15 protein-coding genes and 1 tRNA gene are annotated in these 21,158 nt (G+C 27.5%); 6 read left to right on the top strand and 10 right to left on the bottom strand.

The window, feature by feature from the left end:
* The first annotated feature begins 496 nt into the window (after positions 1–496).
* Positions 497–1,987, top strand: coding sequence for a proton-conducting transporter transmembrane domain-containing protein (locus NLO413_RS02800; protein ID WP_232295910.1), 1,491 nt, complete (start codon positions 497–499; stop codon positions 1,985–1,987).
* 516 nt (positions 1,988–2,503) lie between these two features.
* On the opposite strand, the gene NLO413_RS02795 is transcribed toward NLO413_RS02800, so the two are convergent.
* The 3 genes from NLO413_RS02795 to NLO413_RS02785 all read right to left on the bottom strand — a co-directional run bounded on the left by NLO413_RS02795 (position 2,504) and on the right by NLO413_RS02785 (position 3,815).
* Complete coding sequence (locus tag NLO413_RS02795; RefSeq protein WP_045808998.1) at positions 2,504–2,809, bottom strand: hypothetical protein; 306 nt, start codon at positions 2,807–2,809, stop codon at positions 2,504–2,506.
* A gap of 239 nt (positions 2,810–3,048) precedes the next feature.
* Positions 3,049–3,501, bottom strand: coding sequence for an outer membrane lipid asymmetry maintenance protein MlaD (gene mlaD, locus NLO413_RS02790; protein ID WP_045808997.1), 453 nt, complete (start codon positions 3,499–3,501; stop codon positions 3,049–3,051).
* Positions 3,502–3,521: 20 nt separating this feature from the next.
* Positions 3,522–3,815: an NADH-ubiquinone oxidoreductase subunit NDUFA12 family protein gene (locus NLO413_RS02785; protein WP_045808996.1), complete on the bottom strand. Its 294-nt coding sequence runs from the start codon at positions 3,813–3,815 to the stop codon at positions 3,522–3,524.
* A 960-nt stretch (positions 3,816–4,775) separates the two neighbouring features.
* Between NLO413_RS02785 and nrdR the strand changes: the two genes are divergently transcribed.
* Entirely contained in the window at positions 4,776–5,237 is a 462-nt protein-coding gene (gene nrdR, locus NLO413_RS02780) for a transcriptional regulator NrdR (protein ID WP_045808995.1), read from the top strand.
* A gap of 79 nt (positions 5,238–5,316) precedes the next feature.
* A tRNA-Ala gene (locus NLO413_RS02775) sits at positions 5,317–5,389 on the top strand.
* A gap of 244 nt (positions 5,390–5,633) precedes the next feature.
* Here the strand turns inward: NLO413_RS02775 and NLO413_RS02770 are convergent.
* Entirely contained in the window at positions 5,634–7,565 is a 1,932-nt protein-coding gene (locus tag NLO413_RS02770; protein ID WP_045808994.1) for a hypothetical protein, read from the bottom strand.
* A 580-nt stretch (positions 7,566–8,145) separates the two neighbouring features.
* On the opposite strand from NLO413_RS02770, the gene NLO413_RS02765 reads away from it, so the two are divergent.
* A complete protein-coding gene (locus NLO413_RS02765; protein ID WP_045808993.1) occupies positions 8,146–11,910 on the top strand; it encodes a hypothetical protein in 3,765 nt (1,254 codons plus the stop codon).
* 894 nt (positions 11,911–12,804) lie between these two features.
* Complete coding sequence (locus NLO413_RS02760; protein WP_045808992.1) at positions 12,805–13,845, top strand: Fe(3+) ABC transporter substrate-binding protein; 1,041 nt, start codon at positions 12,805–12,807, stop codon at positions 13,843–13,845.
* 442 nt (positions 13,846–14,287) lie between these two features.
* Here NLO413_RS02760 and rpsP read toward each other — a convergent pair whose 3' ends face one another.
* The gene (gene rpsP / locus NLO413_RS02755) at positions 14,288–14,569 is read right to left on the bottom strand and encodes a 30S ribosomal protein S16 (protein ID WP_045808991.1); all 282 of its coding nucleotides are present in this window, start codon (positions 14,567–14,569) and stop codon (positions 14,288–14,290) included.
* A gap of 500 nt (positions 14,570–15,069) precedes the next feature.
* On the opposite strand from rpsP, the gene NLO413_RS02750 reads away from it, so the two are divergent.
* Positions 15,070–16,386, top strand: coding sequence for an MFS transporter (locus tag NLO413_RS02750; protein ID WP_232295908.1), 1,317 nt, complete (start codon positions 15,070–15,072; stop codon positions 16,384–16,386).
* Between the two features lie 517 nt (positions 16,387–16,903).
* Here NLO413_RS02750 and NLO413_RS04805 read toward each other — a convergent pair.
* From NLO413_RS04805 to rplT, 5 genes are all read right to left on the bottom strand, one after another.
* Positions 16,904–17,074: a Trm112 family protein gene (locus NLO413_RS04805; RefSeq protein WP_084229855.1), complete on the bottom strand. Its 171-nt coding sequence runs from the start codon at positions 17,072–17,074 to the stop codon at positions 16,904–16,906.
* Positions 17,075–17,382: 308 nt separating this feature from the next.
* A complete protein-coding gene (glmU, locus tag NLO413_RS02745) occupies positions 17,383–18,687 on the bottom strand; it encodes a bifunctional UDP-N-acetylglucosamine diphosphorylase/glucosamine-1-phosphate N-acetyltransferase GlmU (protein WP_045808989.1) in 1,305 nt (434 codons plus the stop codon).
* Positions 18,688–19,059: 372 nt separating this feature from the next.
* Complete coding sequence (locus tag NLO413_RS02740; RefSeq protein WP_045808988.1) at positions 19,060–19,767, bottom strand: SDR family NAD(P)-dependent oxidoreductase; 708 nt, start codon at positions 19,765–19,767, stop codon at positions 19,060–19,062.
* Positions 19,754–20,788: a phenylalanine--tRNA ligase subunit alpha gene (gene pheS, locus NLO413_RS02735; RefSeq protein ID WP_045808987.1), complete on the bottom strand. Its 1,035-nt coding sequence runs from the start codon at positions 20,786–20,788 to the stop codon at positions 19,754–19,756. Before pheS ends, NLO413_RS02740 begins: the two co-directional genes overlap by 14 nt.
* A gap of 8 nt (positions 20,789–20,796) precedes the next feature.
* On the bottom strand, positions 20,797–21,147 hold the full coding sequence (gene rplT, locus NLO413_RS02730; protein ID WP_045808986.1) for a 50S ribosomal protein L20: 351 nt from the start codon (positions 21,145–21,147) through the stop codon (positions 20,797–20,799).
* Positions 21,148–21,158 lie beyond the last annotated feature (11 nt).

Genomic DNA, 21,158 nt, shown 5'->3' with positions numbered 1-21,158 from the left:
ATAGTTAAGAGTTGTAATTGATTATGTAAGATATGTCCTAACATTGCTAGTGGTGTTTTTGAATAACAGTTAATTTTTGTTTATATTATGGTGCCTTTTTATAAAGTTAGTTAACTAATGATAGTTTTGATAAAGAGCTAATAAAAACACATAATTTGTATAATATTAAAGTTACTTTTTAATGGGGTGGTGAAATAAAAAATGATTTCTACCCTATATATTTTTATCATACAGAAAATATATTATTGTATTTTTATGCTTTGAATTTGTAGTAAAATAATGGTGAATAATTATGTTAAATTAATTGTTGTCCGTTAATGTAAAATAAGTATGATAAAGTCACTATTGATTCTCTTGTTGTGATTTATATGATGTATTAGAATATAAGATGGAGTGAGAAATTAGCTATTAATAATTTTGTGATCTGCTATAGGTAATTTTATTTAGTGCAAATTATTAATATATAGTATCTACTTTTATAATTTGGGAAAAATGTGTGATAGATTTAATAAGTAATAATTTACCTGTTTTCCAGGTTATTTTGCCATTAATTATGGCAGTATTATGTTCCATATTGAAAAAAAATAATTTTGTACAGGTAATAATAATAGGGACAGTATTTATATCTTTATTTATTTCGTGTATGTTATTTTGGCAAGTTTATAATGGTAGTGTGATTCTTTATAATGTAGGAAGATGGCCATCTTCCTATGGAATAGAGCTTAAGGTAGATTTACTCAGTGCTACTGTGCTTGTTTTAGTTAATTTTATTGCTATTATGAGTGTATTTTATGGTATTAACCCAAATAAACAAGAAATACATAATAGTAAAATACCAGGATTTTATTCTTTATTCTTACTTTCCTTAGGAGGTTTGTTAGGTATTTTAGTAGCAAATGACGTTTTTAATATTTATGTTTTTTTAGAAATATCGTCAATTTCATCATATGTATTAGTAGCAATGGGAAGAAATAAACTATCGTTAATAGCAGCGTTTGAGTACCTAATTATTGGTACAATAGGAGCAACATTTTATTTGATAGGTATAGGTTTTTTGTATTCTGTAACTGGTGTATTAAACGTACATGATCTTTGTATTGCACTGCAAGGGGTACATGCAAATAAAGCAGTGCACATTGGTATATTATTTATAATTTTAGGGTTGTCTATAAAAATAGCTTTGTTTCCATTTCATAGTTGGTTAATTAAATCTTATAGTAATGCTCCCATTTTTATTGCTGTTTTTTTTTCTGGAACTACAACAAAAGTAATGGTGTACCTTCTTATAAGGTTTACGTATAGTATCTTTGGTACGTATTTGACATTTGTGGATTTACCTTTTGGGTATGTATTGTTAATTTGTGCTTTTTGTGCAATTGTTATTGCTTCAATTCTTGCAATTAATAGTAATAGTCTGCAAAAGGTTTTTGCTTATTCAAGTGTTGCTAATATAGGATATATAATTTTTGCTATTACTATTAATACTCATGCTGGGATTTTAGCAGCTATAATTTTCATTATTAATCATAGTTTGGTGAAATCTGCAATGTTCATGGTCATTGGTAACATTGTGTATTCTTGTGGATTTAAGAATGTTAGTGAATTAACTAATATTAGTAAAATTATGCCAGGAGTTGCAGTAGTATTTACTATTTTATCTTTGAATTTATTGGGTATTCCGCCCACATTAGGGTTTGTGGCAAAGTGGTATATAGTTGATGCTGTAATAAAGTCAAAAATGTGGATAGGTATAGGGATATTAGTTATTGGTTCTATAGGAGCCATAATTTATATATGGAGAATAATAGAAAAATTATATTTTAACACGGAAGTGGAAAGTGCTAATAGTAACTTATCTGCTAAAATTCCTAAAGTAATGACGTTGTGCGTTTGGCTCATGATGTTGATTATTATGATTATGGGTGTTTACCCTATGTTTTTAATTTCATTATCTAAAAAAATAGCATATACGCTTCTTATACATTAGCATTGATGCAGAGTTTGATGAATAGAATATACATAGTTTTTATTACTGTATTATGTATTGATATTTTTATAATAACATTGATACTATTTAAAATTTTTAGATAATTTGTGGGATACGTAATGTATCTATATATAGGGAAATATTTCTGATAATTGAAAGGTTTTATTTCTTAATTTTATCCTGTATATTTGATTAACACACTTAGGAAAATTTTTGATAAGCTTATTTAAAAATTTAAATCTACTACTTTAAAATTATATATTAAAGGGATACTTTGTTTTTTACTATGCTTACATAACATCTAGAAACTTTCTATATTTTGCAAAAACTATTACTTTGAAATATATAAGATTATAGCATAAATAACTTTCCATCATTCAAATGACTATAATTGTTTGGTCAGATATTACATTGTATTAAGCCTGACATAAAAGTAAGGTTTTATAAAAGAAAAGTTATTTTTTACAGATATAGTTTAAGTATATGGTTGAGTTAATAAATCCAGCTTATTATTTCTTATCTTGTTTTGCCTTTTTGTGTGTGTGCTGGGAAAACTGATTCAATATTAGAGATATTACGCTTTGAACGACTAGGATGAATTTCTTGTTTTACAGGAACAGCTGCTCTTTTATATGAAGAACTTGCCATGTTATTATAACCTGTGTATGAATTATTTTTTTTGGAAGTATTTTTTTTACACTTATTACTATAATAGTTTACTAAGTATATTAGCAGCTTATATAATGCTATACTGAATATAACTAAAAGGAAAAATTTTAACCCTACTGATAACAACACTGCAGAATTAGCTGATGTTATCATAAATATGAACCACGTTGTACTGTTAATAGCATATTATGATATATCCTTATATTATTGTTGAACATTTGAGTATTATATTTATACTTATAGTAAAGAACTTTTATACAACTTTTACTGAAGGCAATAAACCTGATATTTGTGATGAATTTTGTCATATTACTGTAAATGGTTACTATTAATGTATAAAATTGTATAACAAAAAATAAATACTTTTTTTAATAACTCAAGCATAAAACAATTTATTTTAATGCTAAGGTTATAAGTTTTTCCAGTATTATATTTATATCTAATCCTGCATTGGTATTGTGTATAAAACTTCCGTTTAATATTACATTATCACTTGATCCAGGAATGATATCAATATATTTTTTTCCTAGTAAATTTTCGTATGCAATAGAAGCTGAACTATCAATTGGTAGAGAAATATTTTTTTGTATACACATTTCTACAATAAGACTGTAGTCTTTTTGTAAATATAGCGAAGCAACGGTTCCTATTTTAATGCCAGATAATTTTACATCATTTTCTGTGCTTATTCCATTAGCATTTGCAAAAGATGCTTTTATTGTATAGCAATTGTTACGTATTTTGCTTTTTAAAGGTAGTGTATTAAAAGCAAAGATACCAATAACGATTGCAATTATTGATACAGCAAAGCCTGCAAGAATTTCTATAAGGTTAGATTTGTACATAATGTACCCTCTAGCTTGTACTATAATAATATATTAAAAAAGTGAGGATGATAAGCATATTTTGTGCCAGTTAAATTTGGGCAATGCTTATGATTACAAATTGTTAATGATGGAGGATATTTACAGTCAGTATAATGCAGCCAAATATGCCATTCTGCTGGAACTGTTGTTGGATCTACTTTTTTGTTATACAGCACTAATCTCTTTTCAACATTATTAACAGTAATTTTATAATATACATTGCCAAATTCATCAGTACCAATAATCTGCTTTTTCCGTCTTATAAAAAATCTTAATTTATTAAAAAATAACATATTTTTTTTAAAGATGCTTACCTACGCTCTCATTATAAAGCTGAAAAAATAAAATACAATTACTAAAGAGATTATTTAAAAGTTTGAAAAGTGATTTTTATAAATATAAGTTAGTAATTGGCATATTGACAACATGTGGAGTGTGTATCTTGGTAAGTTGTAAAATACATGTATACAGTGATACAATTTTTACTTGATTATTGTGGATAAAAATATGTTAAAAAAATTTGTAGAAAGTCTTTTATTGAGAAGATAGTATAATTTTCACTATAGTAGTATATTGCACACTTGAAATAGGAATTTGCATTTTAAAATTTATAATTTTATATTTTATTTGGTGTCTTATAGTATGTAGTATAAGGCTTATTTTATGAAGAGATCTTGTTTATTTAGCCAAATTAATGCGAATTTATTTATGGAATAATGCTGTTTTAATGTTGTGGTTCTGTATAGGATATGATTTTTATGTAGTAAGCAATAGTAAAGCAAAAAATTTTGGTGGCTTATTTTCTATTTATTATTTGTAAATATTTTGTCATTTGTTGTTTTATTTATTAAATATGATGGATTAAGGGTTGAATCTGTTTGTATATTATAAAAGTTTTGTTTTTAGCTTCTTATAGTAAGTATTGTTTACTAAGCAAGCAATAATTATTTACATAGGTACATCTGGTACTGTAGTATATAATTAAAGTGCAATGTATGGTAATTACTGTACAAATATAAAAAATACAAAGGCAGGATTTGTATAAAGCTTGTTTTGTTACTATTGTTTATTACTAGATTTATATATTGAGTATGTGTGTAAGTAATTTGTGTTGTATTTTGATATTCTAAAGTAAAAATATTATATTAATGGGAGCATTTTAGCACTATCTGTTCAAGTACAATTGCGATGGATTAATAAAGGTATTGCTGTTAAATTAAGGGGTTATGTCTTAAAGGTCTGGGTTTAAATATATGAAATGTCCATTTTGCAATAATATTCATACTAATGTTAGAGACTCAAGACCTTCAGATGATGATATGATTATAAGAAGGCGTAGAACATGTAATGTATGTAATGCTAGATTTACAACTATAGAAGAATTGCTTCTTAAACCAATAAAGGTAATCAAGAAGAATGGTAGTGTTGAAGTGTTTAGTAAGCAAAAATTACTGTCTTCTATTTTGATAGCTACAAAAAAACGTCCTATTAGTCATGATCAAATAAATATGGTGGTGAATAATATATTTTATCAGTTAGAAGCGTCAAAAGAAAGTTTTGTTTCAACACATATTATTGGAAAAATGGTTATGGATAATATTTTTTCTTTAGATAAAGTTGCATATATAAGATTTGCATCTGTATATATGAACTTTAATGATACTAATGATTTTAGTGATATTGTAACTAAGATTATTAATAGAAGGAATATATAGCAACTTCGCTTTTGTTTTTATATATTTTTCTTGAATTCGTAATTTGCTTATGATAGCTTGTAGTATGCAAGTTTGTGTTGGGGGTATAGCTTAGCTGGTAGAGCGTCTGCTTTGCACGCAGAAGGTCAGCGGTTCGACTCCGCTTACCTCCACGTTTTAGTTAGGATTGTTACTTTTTATTGTAAAAAGTTAGTTTGTTTATGATTAAGCATTGAATTTTACTGTTGCACATTATGTTCTAAGTACATAATGCTGTTTTTATTTTATATTTATACTATTAAAAAATTAATTCACTATGTGCTTATTATTAATGTAATGTGGGTAATTAAAAATAGGTATTTTCTATCTTTACTATAATGCAAAAATTAAAATTTGTTTTGTGTATTTAAGTAAAAATTATACTATAGGGCAAAACATTGTCTCCAGGTTGCTAATGCTACCAAAATCGTTGTTGTTGATAAAGATATGGTTATTACTATCTATATGAGAGTCCTTAATGATAGATCCTTCATTTTCACATGGTAGGTTTTTCACTATGTAGTTAAATAACGTCATAACATCATTATATGTGTATTCTTGTTTTTCATATTTATTTATAGCATTGGTATAAAAAGTACTTATTTCGTCATAACTTGCTTTTATTATTAGCTCATGTGAATTGTTATCAAGGCGTTTACCTAATAATATGTTATGAGTATCTTTATTATGATGATTTATTGTGTTTGATGTTATATTATAATGCTTTTCTTCATTTGCATGATCTTTAAAAGTATGTGACTGTTCTGTTGTCATATTGTTGGTTATTAGTGTAGGATTATAATTACTTTCAGTATTGTTCTGTACATTTTGGTTATTGTAATGTGCATGTGTTATACTATTAGATTGAAGATTAGTGTTATTAGTGGATGAGAGCATATCATTAAGTGTGTTGTTTTCTAATGTGCTATTGGATGTATTGTTAGATAAGTTGTTAATTATATTGTTGTTAGGTGTATTATAATATAGTTGGTCATTTGTTGATGAATAATTTGGAGGTAAGTACGTTTTTAAATTATTTGATAATAGCGTTGTCAAAGGTTCAATATTTGATATTTTTGTATTATTTATTAATAAATATGACTCAGCATCATGATTATTATTTGATGATGTTACATATATAGGATCAAGAAGAATTAATTTTTTTATAACTACATTGGCATCAAGTTGCTTATCAAAACTAATGTCCATGATTTTTGAATTATCTTCTCTTAAATGACAAAAGTATAATCCATTGAAAAATATATGATCAGTATCATAAAAAGAAGTTAGAGGAATTTCTGTGTTTTCTAGTGCTATATTTACTTTACTTACTGTGCCATGATAATAATTGTCAATTTCTTTTCCCTTTGTTATTTTGAATGTAAATTTTCCTTGTATTTGTATATTGTCATGATCTTGAATTGGTGACTCTATTAAATTAACTTGTTTTAGTATTTTAATAGCAAATTCATCATCTATGATTGTATTGCCTTCCTGCTCATTAGAAAAGTAAAATTGACCATTATCTACAATTAGATAAATAGGATTATCCATTAAAGCGGCATTCTCTGCTGTAAGTAATAAGTTTGCATCTACGTATGGTGGAGCATATATTTTTAAAAGCGGGTCGTTATCTTCATCAATATATTGAAAATCTGCATTAATGTATCGAAAATAGTATGGATAATCTTTAGCATGTGTATTATTGTCACGTGCAAAAAAAGCAGCTTCATTATTAAGTATACCTATAGATTGACTAGGATCAAGATGATTTTGTTCATTGTATAGAGGTAACTTAAAAATATGTACGGAAGTTTCTGTAGAATTGTTGAGTTTACTAAGAAAAAAAGATGGGAGATTTTCTCTATTTTGATTATAGTACTCTTCTAAATTAATATTTTGTTTTAATATTGGTATAATATTTGCAATATTAATATTGTCAGGGATATTAGATGGGTTATTTGTTGAAGGCTTTATTTCTAAATCTTGCTCTTCATTGGATGTTTGAATAAGATCTTCTTTGTTAAATGTTTTACCATTAATGTCACATAATGATAATGAGTACGTATTATTATTTTGTATTACTTTTAAGAATTGATAGTTGGGAGGTATTCTTAAGGCATAACTATTATTAAAATCAGTATAAAATAGTGTGTTTGTATTTTTTTTATAAGAATAGTATGAAGTAGGAAAAGTAAGGGAATTATTGTTATGGTCTGTAACATACGCCTCATAGTTATTTTTGTTATTAAGGTAATTGCCCATTTCTATTTGCATTAGTTTTTTAGTATAGGGATTGAATGTATTCATTGTATTACCTGAGATTAGAAATCAGGGATAATATGTATAAAATATTAAGAAATAGTTAATAGTGTTTATATGGAGATTTTTACTATAACATAGATATGAGGTTAAAGAGAGTACCTGAATTTAATGTCGTATCATGTGTTTGTGCTTTATTAGATATCGAAAATTATTATATTTATTATAGGTTACTTTTGTCTGTTATGTATAGCACAGTTTTTACTTTATCTATAGGATAATAGCAGTGTTTATGCTATTTATTTATATATGATGTTAAAATAGTTTAATGTTATTTATTGTATAAGCCTGGCTACCGTATTGTATTTATTTTTTGTATAATTTTATAATTATTGTTTTGTGTAATTATATTTTAAAATATCTATTGGATATTATTTTTGATGATGGCCATAGGAGAGTAATTTTATTGTATGTGTAGTTATTAACAGATACCTTGATTTAAGATAAGATTTACTTAATATTTCATTTATTATTATTAATTTATATTGGAAATTTATTAATTTTTTTATTGACTTGCTGTAAGTTTTATGATTTATTTCGCAGCTCATTTTTAAGTCAAGGTAAATTTATGAAAAATACCAATATAATACACATAAAAGGCGTACGAGATAATGAGAACAAAGTAGCAGGACTGCCTTTATACAATAACTTAGTTAATAATAACGACGATATTCATGGGGAATGTGTCTCTGATCATAACACTTTAGAGAAGCAAGAATTTGATTACAAATATACGGTCCAAAATGGTTTAATGACACAGTTAGGGTTAAGGGTTAATCTTTTTTCTACAATTCCAATGAGTGAGTCATATAGAGCAAGAGCAGAACTTGAAGTACAAGATGCAGTGAAGTTTTTTCATGATAAATTTCCTTTAGCGGATTCAAAGTCGGTAAAGGATATTAATATGTTTGTTTTTGAAAATTCTGATCAATTTCGCAATAAAACAGATGCTTATCATGTGCATTTGAATCCTTTGGCAGGAGGTATTGCATGGCATGAAGGTCATCATGGTCAACAAGCTTATACTTCATATGTGTTTAAATCTGGAAGTAGTATTTTAAATTTACAACATGAAATTGCTCATATTTTAACATGGGAAGCAACAGATCAATCATATTTAAATAGCATATTGTTAGAAGGTATTTCTGAATATATTCAAAATGCAAAAAGTGGTAAATACGATGTTAACGAAGATGATAATGGTATTGTAAGATTTGATACTATGGAAAAAATAGATAGTATTGTAAATATTTTACATGAAAGACATAACTTGAAGGTATTAGACCTAGATGCGATAATGGATGTTATTAGCAGTGAATCTAGTAAAGCAAATAGTTTAAAAGATAACATCACACTTCATGAATACAATGGATTAAAGTATGATTTAGGGTACGTGCTTGTAAAGTTTATGCAAGATCGTCATCCATCAGAACTTGGAGAATATTTTGCTAGTCTAAAAAAGCATGGATATTATGATTTTGATATAAAAAATTATAGCGAAGAATTTAATCACTGGATGAAAGATAATATAACTAAGGGGTTTTTTGAAAAATACAACATTCTGAAAGTTGAGAAAGGTGATTTTATAGGTACTGGTAATGTTATAATTAATAACGAGGTACAAAATATAAAATATTTTGATGCTAATATTAAAGATTATTTAGGTAATGATGTTGGAAGTTTTTCTCCTGTAAAAGTTTATTCTATAGGTAGTACATTAAGAATAGAGAATGCTAATACTTATGATACCATGAATATACGTGAAGAATATCATTTTATAAAATTAGCACAATTTGACGGGAAGAATAAGTATGTATGTTGTGATGAACAAGGTAATTTATATACTGAATCTTTGGACTATAAAATATCAATAGGAAGAATTATTAGTAAATACGATAGTGAATTCAAGAAAGAGTTTGATATATTTAGAAAGGTTCAGCGTTCTGATAATGTTGATGAAGTAAAAGCTGCAGATATGGAGTATATAAAGGCTGTGGATAAAAAAATAAGTAATATTCTACATTGTGAGAATGATTCTGATGCTAATCTAAGAAAAATACTAGTTAACTTTACATATATAGATACACATCAGATTAGAGGTGCTAATGGGATAGATATTGATCTATTGATATCTAGAAATCCAGATGAAATATTTTCTATGAAAAGTGATGGTGATGGTAATATCAGCGCAGTATCGATTTATATGAATGATAATAAGGTAGGGGAAATATTGACAGAATGTGGAACATTTGCTCAGTATGTTCTAAGCAATAATAATGAAATTACACAATTTCAAGCATATGATATTACACATAGTATATCTATTTCAAAGTTTGATCAAGTAGCTATTGCAGTAACAATGGATCAATATGGTAAAAAGGAGCTTAGTATTTTAGATAACAGCAAAATAGGAAGTGATAAGGTAGTTTTTATAGAGGCAAATAAATTTTTTAAACCTGATATTCGTAACATAAATGATGTTAATAATTTAATTGTATCGAAAAATGTAAAAATTGATGATTATGAAGATCGTGCAAATTATCGTGATTCTGAAAAATATCTTATTAGAAAGGGGGATATAGCTGATAATAAAGGTACTGATAGAACAGATGATGATACACATTTTGCACAGGTAACTAAAGGTGATGAAGTATTGGTAAAGCTTAAAAGTATAGGATTTTATATTTCTGAAGAAATGGTTGATGAAAATGGTATGATAGATCAGTCAGCGTTATTTATTCATGATCATGTTGCAGGTAAATTTTTTCAACTTCCTGGAAGTGTTACTCATTTAAAATTGGTAACTATTAATAATGAAAGGGTGCTAGTGCCTTCGACTTCAGATGGTAATGAGAATCCTAAAGGAATGCCTGTAGATATAGGTAATTATAGGTATATAGATCCTATCTTTGCTCATGAATATGTAAAGGAAGATTATTCACATGAACATGTTAATATAGGATTGATAAATTTTGATAAATATGTTGATGGAACTTTGTTTAAAGTACAGTATGATGTGGACGACTATTCAATCATGAGGAATGATGCGGGCGAGATAATAAGAAATGTGCCTTATCAGAAGTATTATACAAAAGTAAAACTACTACATGATGATAGAGAAATAGGTATGCTATCTAATAGATTTGATAAATTTGAAGGGGATGTGATGATTTCTGCAGACCTAAATTATAGCTATACAGATTTTCTTGCTTCTGTACATTATCAAGAGGTAGATTTACATAAAGATGATGATGGTATTGTTACTTTAAGGTTTGTTGGAGAGACAGGTCATGAAGATACAGGTTATAGTAATTATTCTTCAGCTCGCCATAGAATTGACAAAAACACTGATGGATACCAACATATGGAAGAAAATAATGCATATATGCAGGAAAAGCAGAGAAAAGCTAATGAGGAAGCTTATAGGGAGAAGAAGCTAAATGACTATAAGCAGGACGCCAATATTCAAGATAGTGTACAACAAAAGACTGATAATTCAGGGGTTAGTGATCAACAGTCGGGTACCGCATTACAGGTAAGTAGTCAATCTACTTATCAAGACGGTAAAACGAATTCTGAAAATGAGTATCAAAAAAGCCTTTCTTTTTCTATTACACCTAAGCACACTACTGATAGTGATGGTAATGTTGTTAATACGTTAATCTTCTTTATTATTGATAAAGTGGCAGGTAAGTTTTATCAACTACCTGATGCTATTACTCATATGAAATTGACAACAATATCAGATGGACAAAAAAGATTAGTATTGTGTACTTCTGATGGAGAAGAAAATCCTGAAGGAATGCCTGTAGATATAGGTAATTATAAGTATATAGATTCTACGTTTGTACATTCTTATGAGACAGCACAAGATGTAACGTTGTTAGATGTAGGTTTAGCAAATTTAAATAAGTATAATGATGGAGTTCTTTTTAGAATACATAGTGATGATCAATATCCTGCAAAGGTGCAATTGCTTCATGATACAGATGGAAAAATAGGAGTGTTACCTTTTCATCTTGATAGGTTTCAAAATATACGTGTAAAACCTTATGAAGGGGCTAGTGCCATTGAAAATAAAAAAATGACCAGTGATACTGTAGGTCATAATGGCTATAATGATAATTTATTAATAGATAATCACAGGTTCTCTTATAATTTTGACAATAAAGATCATAATGTCATGCATGAAAATCAGCTACTTGCTCAACAGGCAGTAAGTAATTTGCATGTACAACAAGATTCTAACGTAAACCCTAATTATGAGTATAGTTATATAGGTATTATGCCGGAAATAAAAAGTAGCAATGATTTTTCTGATTTAATAATATAGATGATGAATTAACTTTATCATATAGGTAGCCAATCATAATACTTTATAATGAGTGGCTACTTTATATATATAACATAACAAATATAGTGTTCATTATATATCAAATATTTCAATAATAAAGAGCAAAGAACAATATTTTTATGCTGTGAAATATAGATTTATAGTTGTGTTTTTAGTGATTAAAAATTATCTTATTTGTATTGTTTAATAAAAAGTAAGTTGAATATAACCTATATACAAGGATATATTAAAATTGTGATTGCTTACTCCAATGGTATGTTATAAGTGTTCTATTATATCTGTTATGAAGATCTTTACTAATTCTTCAATTAACTTACAATAAAAATTTTGATGAAAATATTTGCATGTATCTTTTTAAGAGTAGTAGTTAAAATGAGCTGTAGTTAGTAAATTGATATGTCCTTAAACTTTTTTTTAACAGATCACAATCTTTAGCGTAGGAGGTGTTGGAGGAAATGTATAAATTAAAAGGATAAGCAGATTAAAATATAATAAATAGCATTTACACATTGTTGATAACAAAATTAGGGGATGAAATATTTCTTTTTAAATATAAAAAATGTACATGTATTAAAATATTATTTTAAATAAAAATGCTTTTAATATATATTTTTGTAATTTATAGTATAAATTTGTATCCTAGTATAGGATTGCTATCCTTTTATTGGTAAGGATGAATAAGTTCTTTCTTCTAAAAGAATAGTCTTTTGATGAATATGATACGTAATAAATGTAAGTTATGTAAAAAAAATAGTGATTTTTTCAATAATATATTTATTGAGGCATAGATTAGCTTTTATAGATGTTTTTTATATTTGCTATTTTATTTAGTATTTGTTGTTATATAGCAGTGTTATGAACAAGGGTTGTTTTATGGGTAGGTTTTTTAGCTTATTGTTATTTCTAATTGTGATAAGTGTAGTGGTGGCGTTTTTATATAAAAATTATCGTTTTGATACTGAAAACGTAGTAAATGTTTTTTCTTCTCGTAAAGAGGAATTGCTACGTAATCTCTTTCAGAAATTTACTGAAAAAACGGGAGTTAAAGTACGTTATATTAATGATGAGGCTGCTCAATTGATTTCTAGAATGGAGAGTGAAGGATCTCATAGTCGTGCAGATGTATTCCTTACGGCTGATGCTGTAAATTTAATTCTGGCAAAGAAGAATGGTCTCTTGCAAGAAGTTAATTCACAGATACTTAATAAAGCTGTACCACAGAAATATAGGGATGCTAAGGGATATTGGTTTGGGCTAACCAAACGTGCAAGAATTATAGTGTATAATAAAGAATTAGTTGATAGTAAGGAATTAAGTACATATGAAGACCTCTCAAATGTAAGATGGAAAGATAAAATTTTAGTTAGATCTTCTAACAATCCATATAATCAATCTTTAATTGCGTTTATGATAGCAAATAACGGGGAGCAAAATACTAGAGCATGGGTAAAAGGATTAGTAAATAATATGGCAAGAAAACCTAGTGGCGGCGATACTGATCAAATTTATGCGGTAGCTGCTGGTGAAGGAAGTATAGCAATAGTAAATAGTTATTACTTTGGTAGAATTCTTGCTTCACAACAAGAAAAAGATAAGCAATTTGCTAAAAAACTTTCTATATTTTTTCCTAATCAAAATACTACGGGTGTAATGGTAAATATTAGTGGTGGTGCTGTTACGAAGTATGCAAAAAATAAGGATAGCGCTATAAGATTATTAGAATTTTTGGTAAGTTCTGAAGCGCAAAAAATTTATGCAGAAGCTAATCAAGAATATCCTATTATAGAAGGTGTAGATTATTCAGATATTCTAAAATCTTGGGGTACATTTAAAGAAAGCGATCTTCCTTTGCAAGAACTTGAAAGTCATTTAAAACAATCAGTTAAAATTGCTGATGAAGAAGGTTGGAAATAATACCTATATTAGGGTAGAATTTAATTGTGCATATAAGAGGGATATTTGAAACTTTGAGTATATTATTAATTTAATTATAATAAGCAGTAATGTAATAAGTTATGTCTTATAAAGGGTAAATTATAACTTGTTTGACATGTGCTTTAGGGTGGCTTGTACATTTTATAGGATGTTTTTAATATGCTGTGCTGTAAATCAGTTTATTATAATCTTAATAAGTGTATATAGCTTAGAACAATAAGCATATAGAATATAGTAGGGCTCAAAGATTTTACATTACTTTTAAATTAGTAAATTTTGTTTTAAAAGGGATACGTAAAATAGGGACTGTCTTTTATGTTTACGGTTTTTATGTATTTATACGATAATTTCTTGTTACATACAACTTCTGCTTGTAAAAAAAAACTAAAGTAAAGATTACAAAACGTACATTTAGGCTAAGTTAGTTGACTTGCTGTTGTAATTCGTTACTAAGATTTATAATGCCTTTTTTTATAAACCAAGAAATTCTATCTGTAGGCTGTGCACCTACACTTAACCAATACTTTAATCTATCGACTTTTATTTTAATAAAACTAATATGATCATGTGGTACCATAGGATTATAAAAACCTAAAAGTTCAATAAACTTACCATCTCTTTGCACTCTAGAGTCAGATACAACTATCCTATAAAAAGGCTTTTTTTTAACCCCAAATCTTGCTAATCTTACTTTTACAGACATTTGTATAACTTAATTAATATACCATTGCAGGTTATCATTTATCAGAAATAGAGTCAAATTAAAAATTATATTTTACTACATAACTTATTGGTATTGTGAAATAAAGAATAATTTTTTTGAGGCTTTTGTAAAAGTATTTTTACATTTTATGTTTGTTTATAAATGTTTCTTATGTACGCAAAATTTATTCTTTATTATAGTATATACTTTTTGTGATTCGAGAATAATGATAACTTAATAAGTAACAACTTGTCTATTTTTCAAGTTATTTTGCCATTATTGAAAAAAAATAATTTTATACGAAAACGTAGCTCAGAATACTTTTGGTTGGGTTATACTATTAATAGTAATAGCGTAAGATAGTTAATATTTTGATTTATTAAATATATTGAATATAGGATTCTAAAACAGTTGTTTAGTTATTTAATAAGTGTTGCATATTTATACGAAAAGTTTATTTATACTAATATAATATGGGCAAGGATTAAGTTGATGTTTTTGTGCTATTTAGGGTAGTTTCGTATTTTTTAGGGGATGTTGTGAATTGTAATAATGTAACGAAAGTTGTGATTTCAACAATTATATGTAATTCATTAGTATGGTATGATTATGTGCTAGTTGGAAACTTAGCAAATATTATCAGTAATTTATTTTTTCCATTAAAGGATAAGTATTGGAGTTTTATTTTAACTTTTAGTGTATTTGCAATAGGGTTTGTTGCAAGGCCTTTTGGAGCAGCCATTTTTGGACATATTGGAGATAAATATGGTAGAAAAACTGCACTTACTATTTCTATTATATCCATGTCTATATCTATTGCTTATATGATGGTAATACCTGTTTACAGTAGTATAGGTATATATGCTCCGGTACTATTGATTATTTGTAGGTTAATACAAGGAGTTTCTTTAGGTGGTGAAGCAGGTAATGCTGCTTTTTTAATAGAGCATTCAAATAATGGTAAAAATAATGGATTGCTTGGTAGCTATGAAGTATTAAGTGCTGTTATAGGATCTCTAATGGCTACGCTGGTTATTATTATCACTCATTATTTTACTGATGATAATTTCTTGGTATGGGGATGGAGAATTCCATTTTTGATAGGATTGCTTATGGGAATTGTTAGTGTATATATTAGGTGTAGAAACTCAGAAAGTCCTGCATATTATATTTATAAGGAAAAAAACACTCTTGTAAGATTTCCGGTTGTGGCATTATTTAAGAATTATAAGAGACCATTGTTATTGGCTATTTGTATAGATTGTGTTGAAAATTGCTCTTTTCATATTTTTATGGTATTTTTTGTTAACTTTGTTAATGAGCTCTCTTCCACACATGTAGATCTTCAATTAAATTTTATGAATGTAATAGCAGGTATTGGAATAAGTGTATGTGGTGTTTTAACGGTTTTTTTTGGAGCAATATCTGATTTTATTGGAAAAAGAAAAATTATGATGATAGCATCAATAGGGTTATTTTGTGTTAGTATTCCTGTATTTTGGACATTAAATCAAGGTAGTTATATATATATAGTGATTGGATATATATTATTTACTGTACCTTTTGCTGCAACACTTGGCCCTTCAAGTGCAGCGATGTCTGAGTTGTTCCCTACAAATGTTAGGTATACGGGCTTTGGATTGGCAAGAAATATTTCTTCAGCAATTGCAGGAGGTATGGCACCGCTGGTATGTACATGGTTAATACGTATTACAGACATTAAGATTGCTCCAGCATTGTATGTAATGTTTTGGGCTGTTATCTCTTATGTTGCACTTAGTGTAATAAAAGAAAGAGATATTTATATTGATTGGTAAGAAGTACTTGTAGTTATATATATATTTTGTGTAGCGTTTTTTTTAATGGGTTAGAATTTTTAATGGCACTTAATAAAAAATTTTTATGATATAAGATGATAATGTGTGATAATGAACTTTAATTAATAAATTTCTAACGTAAATTAATAATAATAAATAAAATATTAAGTAATATTATCTTAAAGTTGAGTATCCATTAATAATTATGCATATTTTACAATTATTTTTCCACGGCCATTATTCAAATAGTATCTAAAGTAAGTTTTTTTACTAATTATAGAAAAGTATTTATGTGCTTATTTATTTGTAGCTAAATAGAAGTGTAAGCACTATATTGTTTATTACGTGAAAAAGCTATTAAGCCCTTTTATTATTTTTATAAGGATGTTACATATTTATTGTTGTATATTGTATTTGCATTCTTAGTCAAAAATATTATGGAAATCCTTAATTAATTTTTTGATGTCTTTGCTAAATAAATATACTTTACTAAATTTGAAATTATTATAATTTGTAGCTATTGCTGTAATTTACGTGCTTCATCAATAAGCATTATAGGAATACCGTCTTTTATGGGAAAAGCTAACTTGGCATCCTCACTGATTAGTTCATTAGTAATTTTATTGTAATGTAGTTTACCTTTTGTTACAGGACATACTAATATGCTTAACAATTTTTCATCGATTATCATGTTTTAGTCTTACTCTAGTTAGCTATTATATGTTTTTGATTGTAGTAAGTATAATAAAATATTTGTCATTATGGTAGTTAAAAAACGTTTTATGTTAATAAAATGCTTATACATTATAATTTAACTAATGCTTTTTTGTAGTTAAAAAGATTTAATTTTTGATATTTATGTAATAATTTATGAATGATGTAATATTACGTAGTATAATTATTACTGAGGCATATTGGTCATAAAAAGCATTATTTACTTTACAAGTGTACTTACTTTAAAATGCTATTGCGGGGACAAGAATATACAGAGAAGAGTTATTTTTTATTATAATTTTGTTTTATGGTTTGTCTTTTTCTTGCTATTCCTAAGCTTTTTTGGGGTATATCTTCTGTTATTGTGCTGCCTGCACCAACTACAGCATAATTGCCAATGTTAATAGGAGAGATTAGAGTGCTGTTTGCACCAATAAAACAATAGTTACCTATAACGGAATGATGTTTTGTATGACCGTCAAAATTACATATAACAGTTCCAGCCCCAAAGTTACTATTTTCACCTATAGTGCAATTTCCTATATAGCTTAAGTGTTTGATTTTACTCATTTTATTAACTGTACTTTCTTTTATTTCAACAAAATTTCCTATATTACAAAATTGTTCTATGGTGGTATTATTTCTAATACGTGCAAATGGACCAATAATGGCATTTTCTTTGATATAACATTGTTCAAGATATGAATAAGCTAAAATTTCTACATGTGATTCTATGTTAACTTGTGGTCCTAAAATTGTGTAAGGATGTATTATTACCTCATTTGAAATTTGTGTATCAAGTGAAAAAAAAACATGTTCAGGTGCAAGAAGAGTAACTCCTGATTGGAGAAAAAAATTCCTTTTTCTGTTTTGAAAATATTGTTCTGCCATTGCCAAGTCGTGCCTTGTGTTTATGCCTATGGCTTCATCTTCACTTGATAGGATACACCCTACTTTTAACTTATTTTGTGTTGCTGAGAAAACTATATCTGTGAGATAGAGTTCCTCCCCGCGATGTTGGATAATGTTAAGCAAATCAGATATTGTATCCCTATATCCAATCATAATACCAGAATTTGACAAGTTTAAATTTATGTTAGTATTAAAATTTTCTTTTTCGATAATCTGTAATACTGTGTTATTACTATCGGTAATGATTTTTCCATATTGAGTATTATTTGATTTGAATGCAAGTATAACAATGGAATTATCTGAATTTTGTAGTAGGTTAATCATTTTGTGGATAGTATCAGTTGTAATTAATGGAGTATCTCCATATAATATTAATACAATTTTTTGGCTAGAATTGTTAATTTTTGATAAAGCTAGTTTTGCTGCATTTCCTGTTCCTTGTTTTTTATCTTGAATGGTAATTTGTGAGTTAAAATTGCATTTTTGGAGAATTGAGGTAATATAATCTTCTGTATTATGATTTATTGTTATGACAAGATTATGTGGTTTTAATAGGTTGGCACAATGCAGAACATGTTCAATTATTGGAAAATTACCGAGCTTGTATAGTATTTTAGGAACATCAGATTGCATCCTACTACTATTACCAGCAGCTAATATTACGATATCTATCATTATTATTATTATTATGTAAGTTTATGTATTTAGCATCTACTAATTTTTGTATTTTTTCTAGGATATTTTTAAATATATTTTATGAGATATATTATACACACTTTAATTTTTGTTAAGGTTTCATATATTATCCCTTGCAAATATATAGTAAACTGTTTTATATGCATCTATATTGCCAGTATAATGGGTATTATTTTGTAGTAACATGCGGATACTCTTTTCTTAATTTTCTGATAGCTTTATTAAAAATGTATATTTTTATGTAGGTATGGACATTGTTAATTATGAAATTTTTTATGTAAAATGATTTCTAATAATTTAATTAATACTTACTAAATGTATTTATTTTGCATATTAGTTATGTAATCCATGTTATGAAAAATAAATTTTTCCAGTAATATTGTTGTTAATTTTTACTAGTTTATATACTTTTTTTAGGATATTTTTTAAAATATTATTTTGCATTATTTGAGTTAGAAAAATGCTCTCTAGTACGTTGTCATCAACTGCTGAAGGACATACGGCATTAACTTTGATTCTTGGTGCTAATTCAGTGGCAGTAAATTTAGTTAAGTCAGCTAGGGATTTTTTTGATAACATGTATGTAAAATATTTACTCTTGTTATGTGTGATATTGCTGTCAATTATATTAACAATGTTTCCAGTTGTATGACATTTTTTTGCAAAATATTGTGTAAGGAACATAGGAACTTTTACATGTATATGATAATTTTGATCAAAATCTAATTCAGTGCATTGCATTAATGTATGAGGGTAAAAAATAGAAGCATTGTTTATTAAGTTATTACAATATGGCATTATTTGAAAAGTATGATCAATTATGTGATGTAGTGTTGCAAAATTTAAAAGATCTGCCTGCAAAATTAAGCATGTCCTTTGATATAATTCCTCTATATTTTTTTTAAGGTTAAGGGCTTGACTTTTAGAAGTGTGGTAGTGAACGACTATGTCGTACCCTTTGCTAGCTAAAAACATTGCTATTGCTCTACCTATTCTGGTTGCTGATCCTGTTATTATTACTCCCTTTTTCTTAAAATAACGGGTATCATTTAACAACATCGGTAAAATTAAATCCGTAATGATTTATCCATTGTAATCTGTTTTCGTAAAATGTGCGAAGATCACTTATATTATATTTTAACATTGCTATTCTTTCTATCCCTATTCCAAATGCGAAGCCATTGTATTTATAAGGATCAATATTGACATTTTTTAGTATGTTGCGGTGTATCATACCACATCCTAAGATTTCTATCCATTTATTATCTTGTTGGATATCAACTTCAGCTGATGGTTCAGTAAATGGGAAAAAACTATTTCTAAATCTACTCTTAATATTTGAGTTGAAAAAACGAGAAAGAAAATAATTAATACAATATTTTAAATGCCCCATATTTACATTACGATCAACATATAATCCCTCAATTTGATGAAACATTGGATTATGAGTTGTATCCCAATCGTTACGATATACCTTACCAGGTGCAATGATTTTTATGGGGAAGGAAGTACTGCTGCATTCCATAACTCTAATTTGCACAGAAGATGTATGAGTACGTAGCACAATACGTTTATTATTTATCTTTTGTGCTAAGTAAAAAGTATCATTTTCATTCCTTGAAGGGTGGTGCTTGGGTGTATTTAAAGCATCAAATACGTGAAATTCATCTTCAAGTTCTGGACCGCTTGCTAGCTGAAATCCTAACGAAAAAAAGATATGCTTTACTTCATTTAGTACTTTAGATATGGGATGCAATTTACCATATAATTTTGGTCTTACTGGTAAACTAGTATCTACCTTTTCTTGCATTAGTTTATTATGAGCTTGTTGTTGAAAAAGCTTTTCTTTTTGTTTCTGAATTAGGAGTTTTAAATTACTGCAAATAGGATTAATTATGCTACTGATAAATTTACGATTTTCTATATCTGAAATACTCGAGACTTGCTTTAAATAACAACTTAAAACTCCAGATTTGCCAAAATAATATACCCTAGTTGCTTCCAATTCTTCTAGGGAAACACTAGAAGAAATACGAGCTGTTGCTTCAATATTTAAATTGTGCATTTTTTCAGGCAACATTACCAAGCCTAAAAATTTTTAACAGTATCTATAATTTGCTTGAAGCTATCTTTATTATTTACTGCAAGATCAGCAAGTATTTGTCTGTTAATGTTAATATTTGCTAGGGATAATCCTTTAATAAATTTAGAGTATGATATACCGTACTGCCTTGCTGCAGCATTAATACGAATTATCCATATCCTACGAAAATCACGCTTACGGTTACGTCTATCACGATAGGAATAAGCTAAAGCTTTTTCTACTTTTTGTAAGGCTATTCTATAGCAATTTTTAGAGCGACCTCTATAACCCTTTGCTAATTTAATGATTTTTTTATGCCGTGCTCTTGTTGTAACACCACGCTTGACTCTTGCCATATTGAATACAC

The organism is Candidatus Neoehrlichia procyonis str. RAC413, assembly GCF_000964795.1.
GTDB lineage: Bacteria > Pseudomonadota > Alphaproteobacteria > Rickettsiales > Anaplasmataceae > Neoehrlichia > Neoehrlichia procyonis.
The sequence above is the reverse complement of the archived record's forward strand: the minus strand, read 5'-3'. Positions and strand labels throughout refer to the sequence as shown.

What these genes read in the sequence shown, in the direction of transcription:
- NLO413_RS02795 (WP_045808998.1), bottom strand. Translation starts at nt 2,809, where the DNA reads ATGATAACATCAGCTAATTCTGCAGTGTTGTTATCAGTAGGGTTAAAA.
- mlaD (WP_045808997.1), bottom strand. Translation starts at nt 3,501, where the DNA reads ATGTACAAATCTAACCTTATAGAAATTCTTGCAGGCTTTGCTGTATCA.
- rpsP (WP_045808991.1), bottom strand. Translation starts at nt 14,569, where the DNA reads ATGTCTGTAAAAGTAAGATTAGCAAGATTTGGGGTTAAAAAAAAGCCT.
- NLO413_RS02770 (WP_045808994.1), bottom strand. Translation starts at nt 7,565, where the DNA reads ATGAATACATTCAATCCCTATACTAAAAAACTAATGCAAATAGAAATG.
- nrdR (WP_045808995.1), top strand. Translation starts at nt 4,776, where the DNA reads ATGAAATGTCCATTTTGCAATAATATTCATACTAATGTTAGAGACTCA.
- pheS (WP_045808987.1), bottom strand. Translation starts at nt 20,788, where the DNA reads ATGTTGCCTGAAAAAATGCACAATTTAAATATTGAAGCAACAGCTCGT.
- NLO413_RS02765 (WP_045808993.1), top strand. Translation starts at nt 8,146, where the DNA reads ATGAAAAATACCAATATAATACACATAAAAGGCGTACGAGATAATGAG.
- NLO413_RS02785 (WP_045808996.1), bottom strand. Translation starts at nt 3,815, where the DNA reads ATGTTATTTTTTAATAAATTAAGATTTTTTATAAGACGGAAAAAGCAG.
- rplT (WP_045808986.1), bottom strand. Translation starts at nt 21,147, where the DNA reads ATGGCAAGAGTCAAGCGTGGTGTTACAACAAGAGCACGGCATAAAAAA.
- glmU (WP_045808989.1), bottom strand. Translation starts at nt 18,687, where the DNA reads ATGATAGATATCGTAATATTAGCTGCTGGTAATAGTAGTAGGATGCAA.
- NLO413_RS02760 (WP_045808992.1), top strand. Translation starts at nt 12,805, where the DNA reads ATGGGTAGGTTTTTTAGCTTATTGTTATTTCTAATTGTGATAAGTGTA.
- NLO413_RS02740 (WP_045808988.1), bottom strand. Translation starts at nt 19,767, where the DNA reads ATGTTGTTAAATGATACCCGTTATTTTAAGAAAAAGGGAGTAATAATA.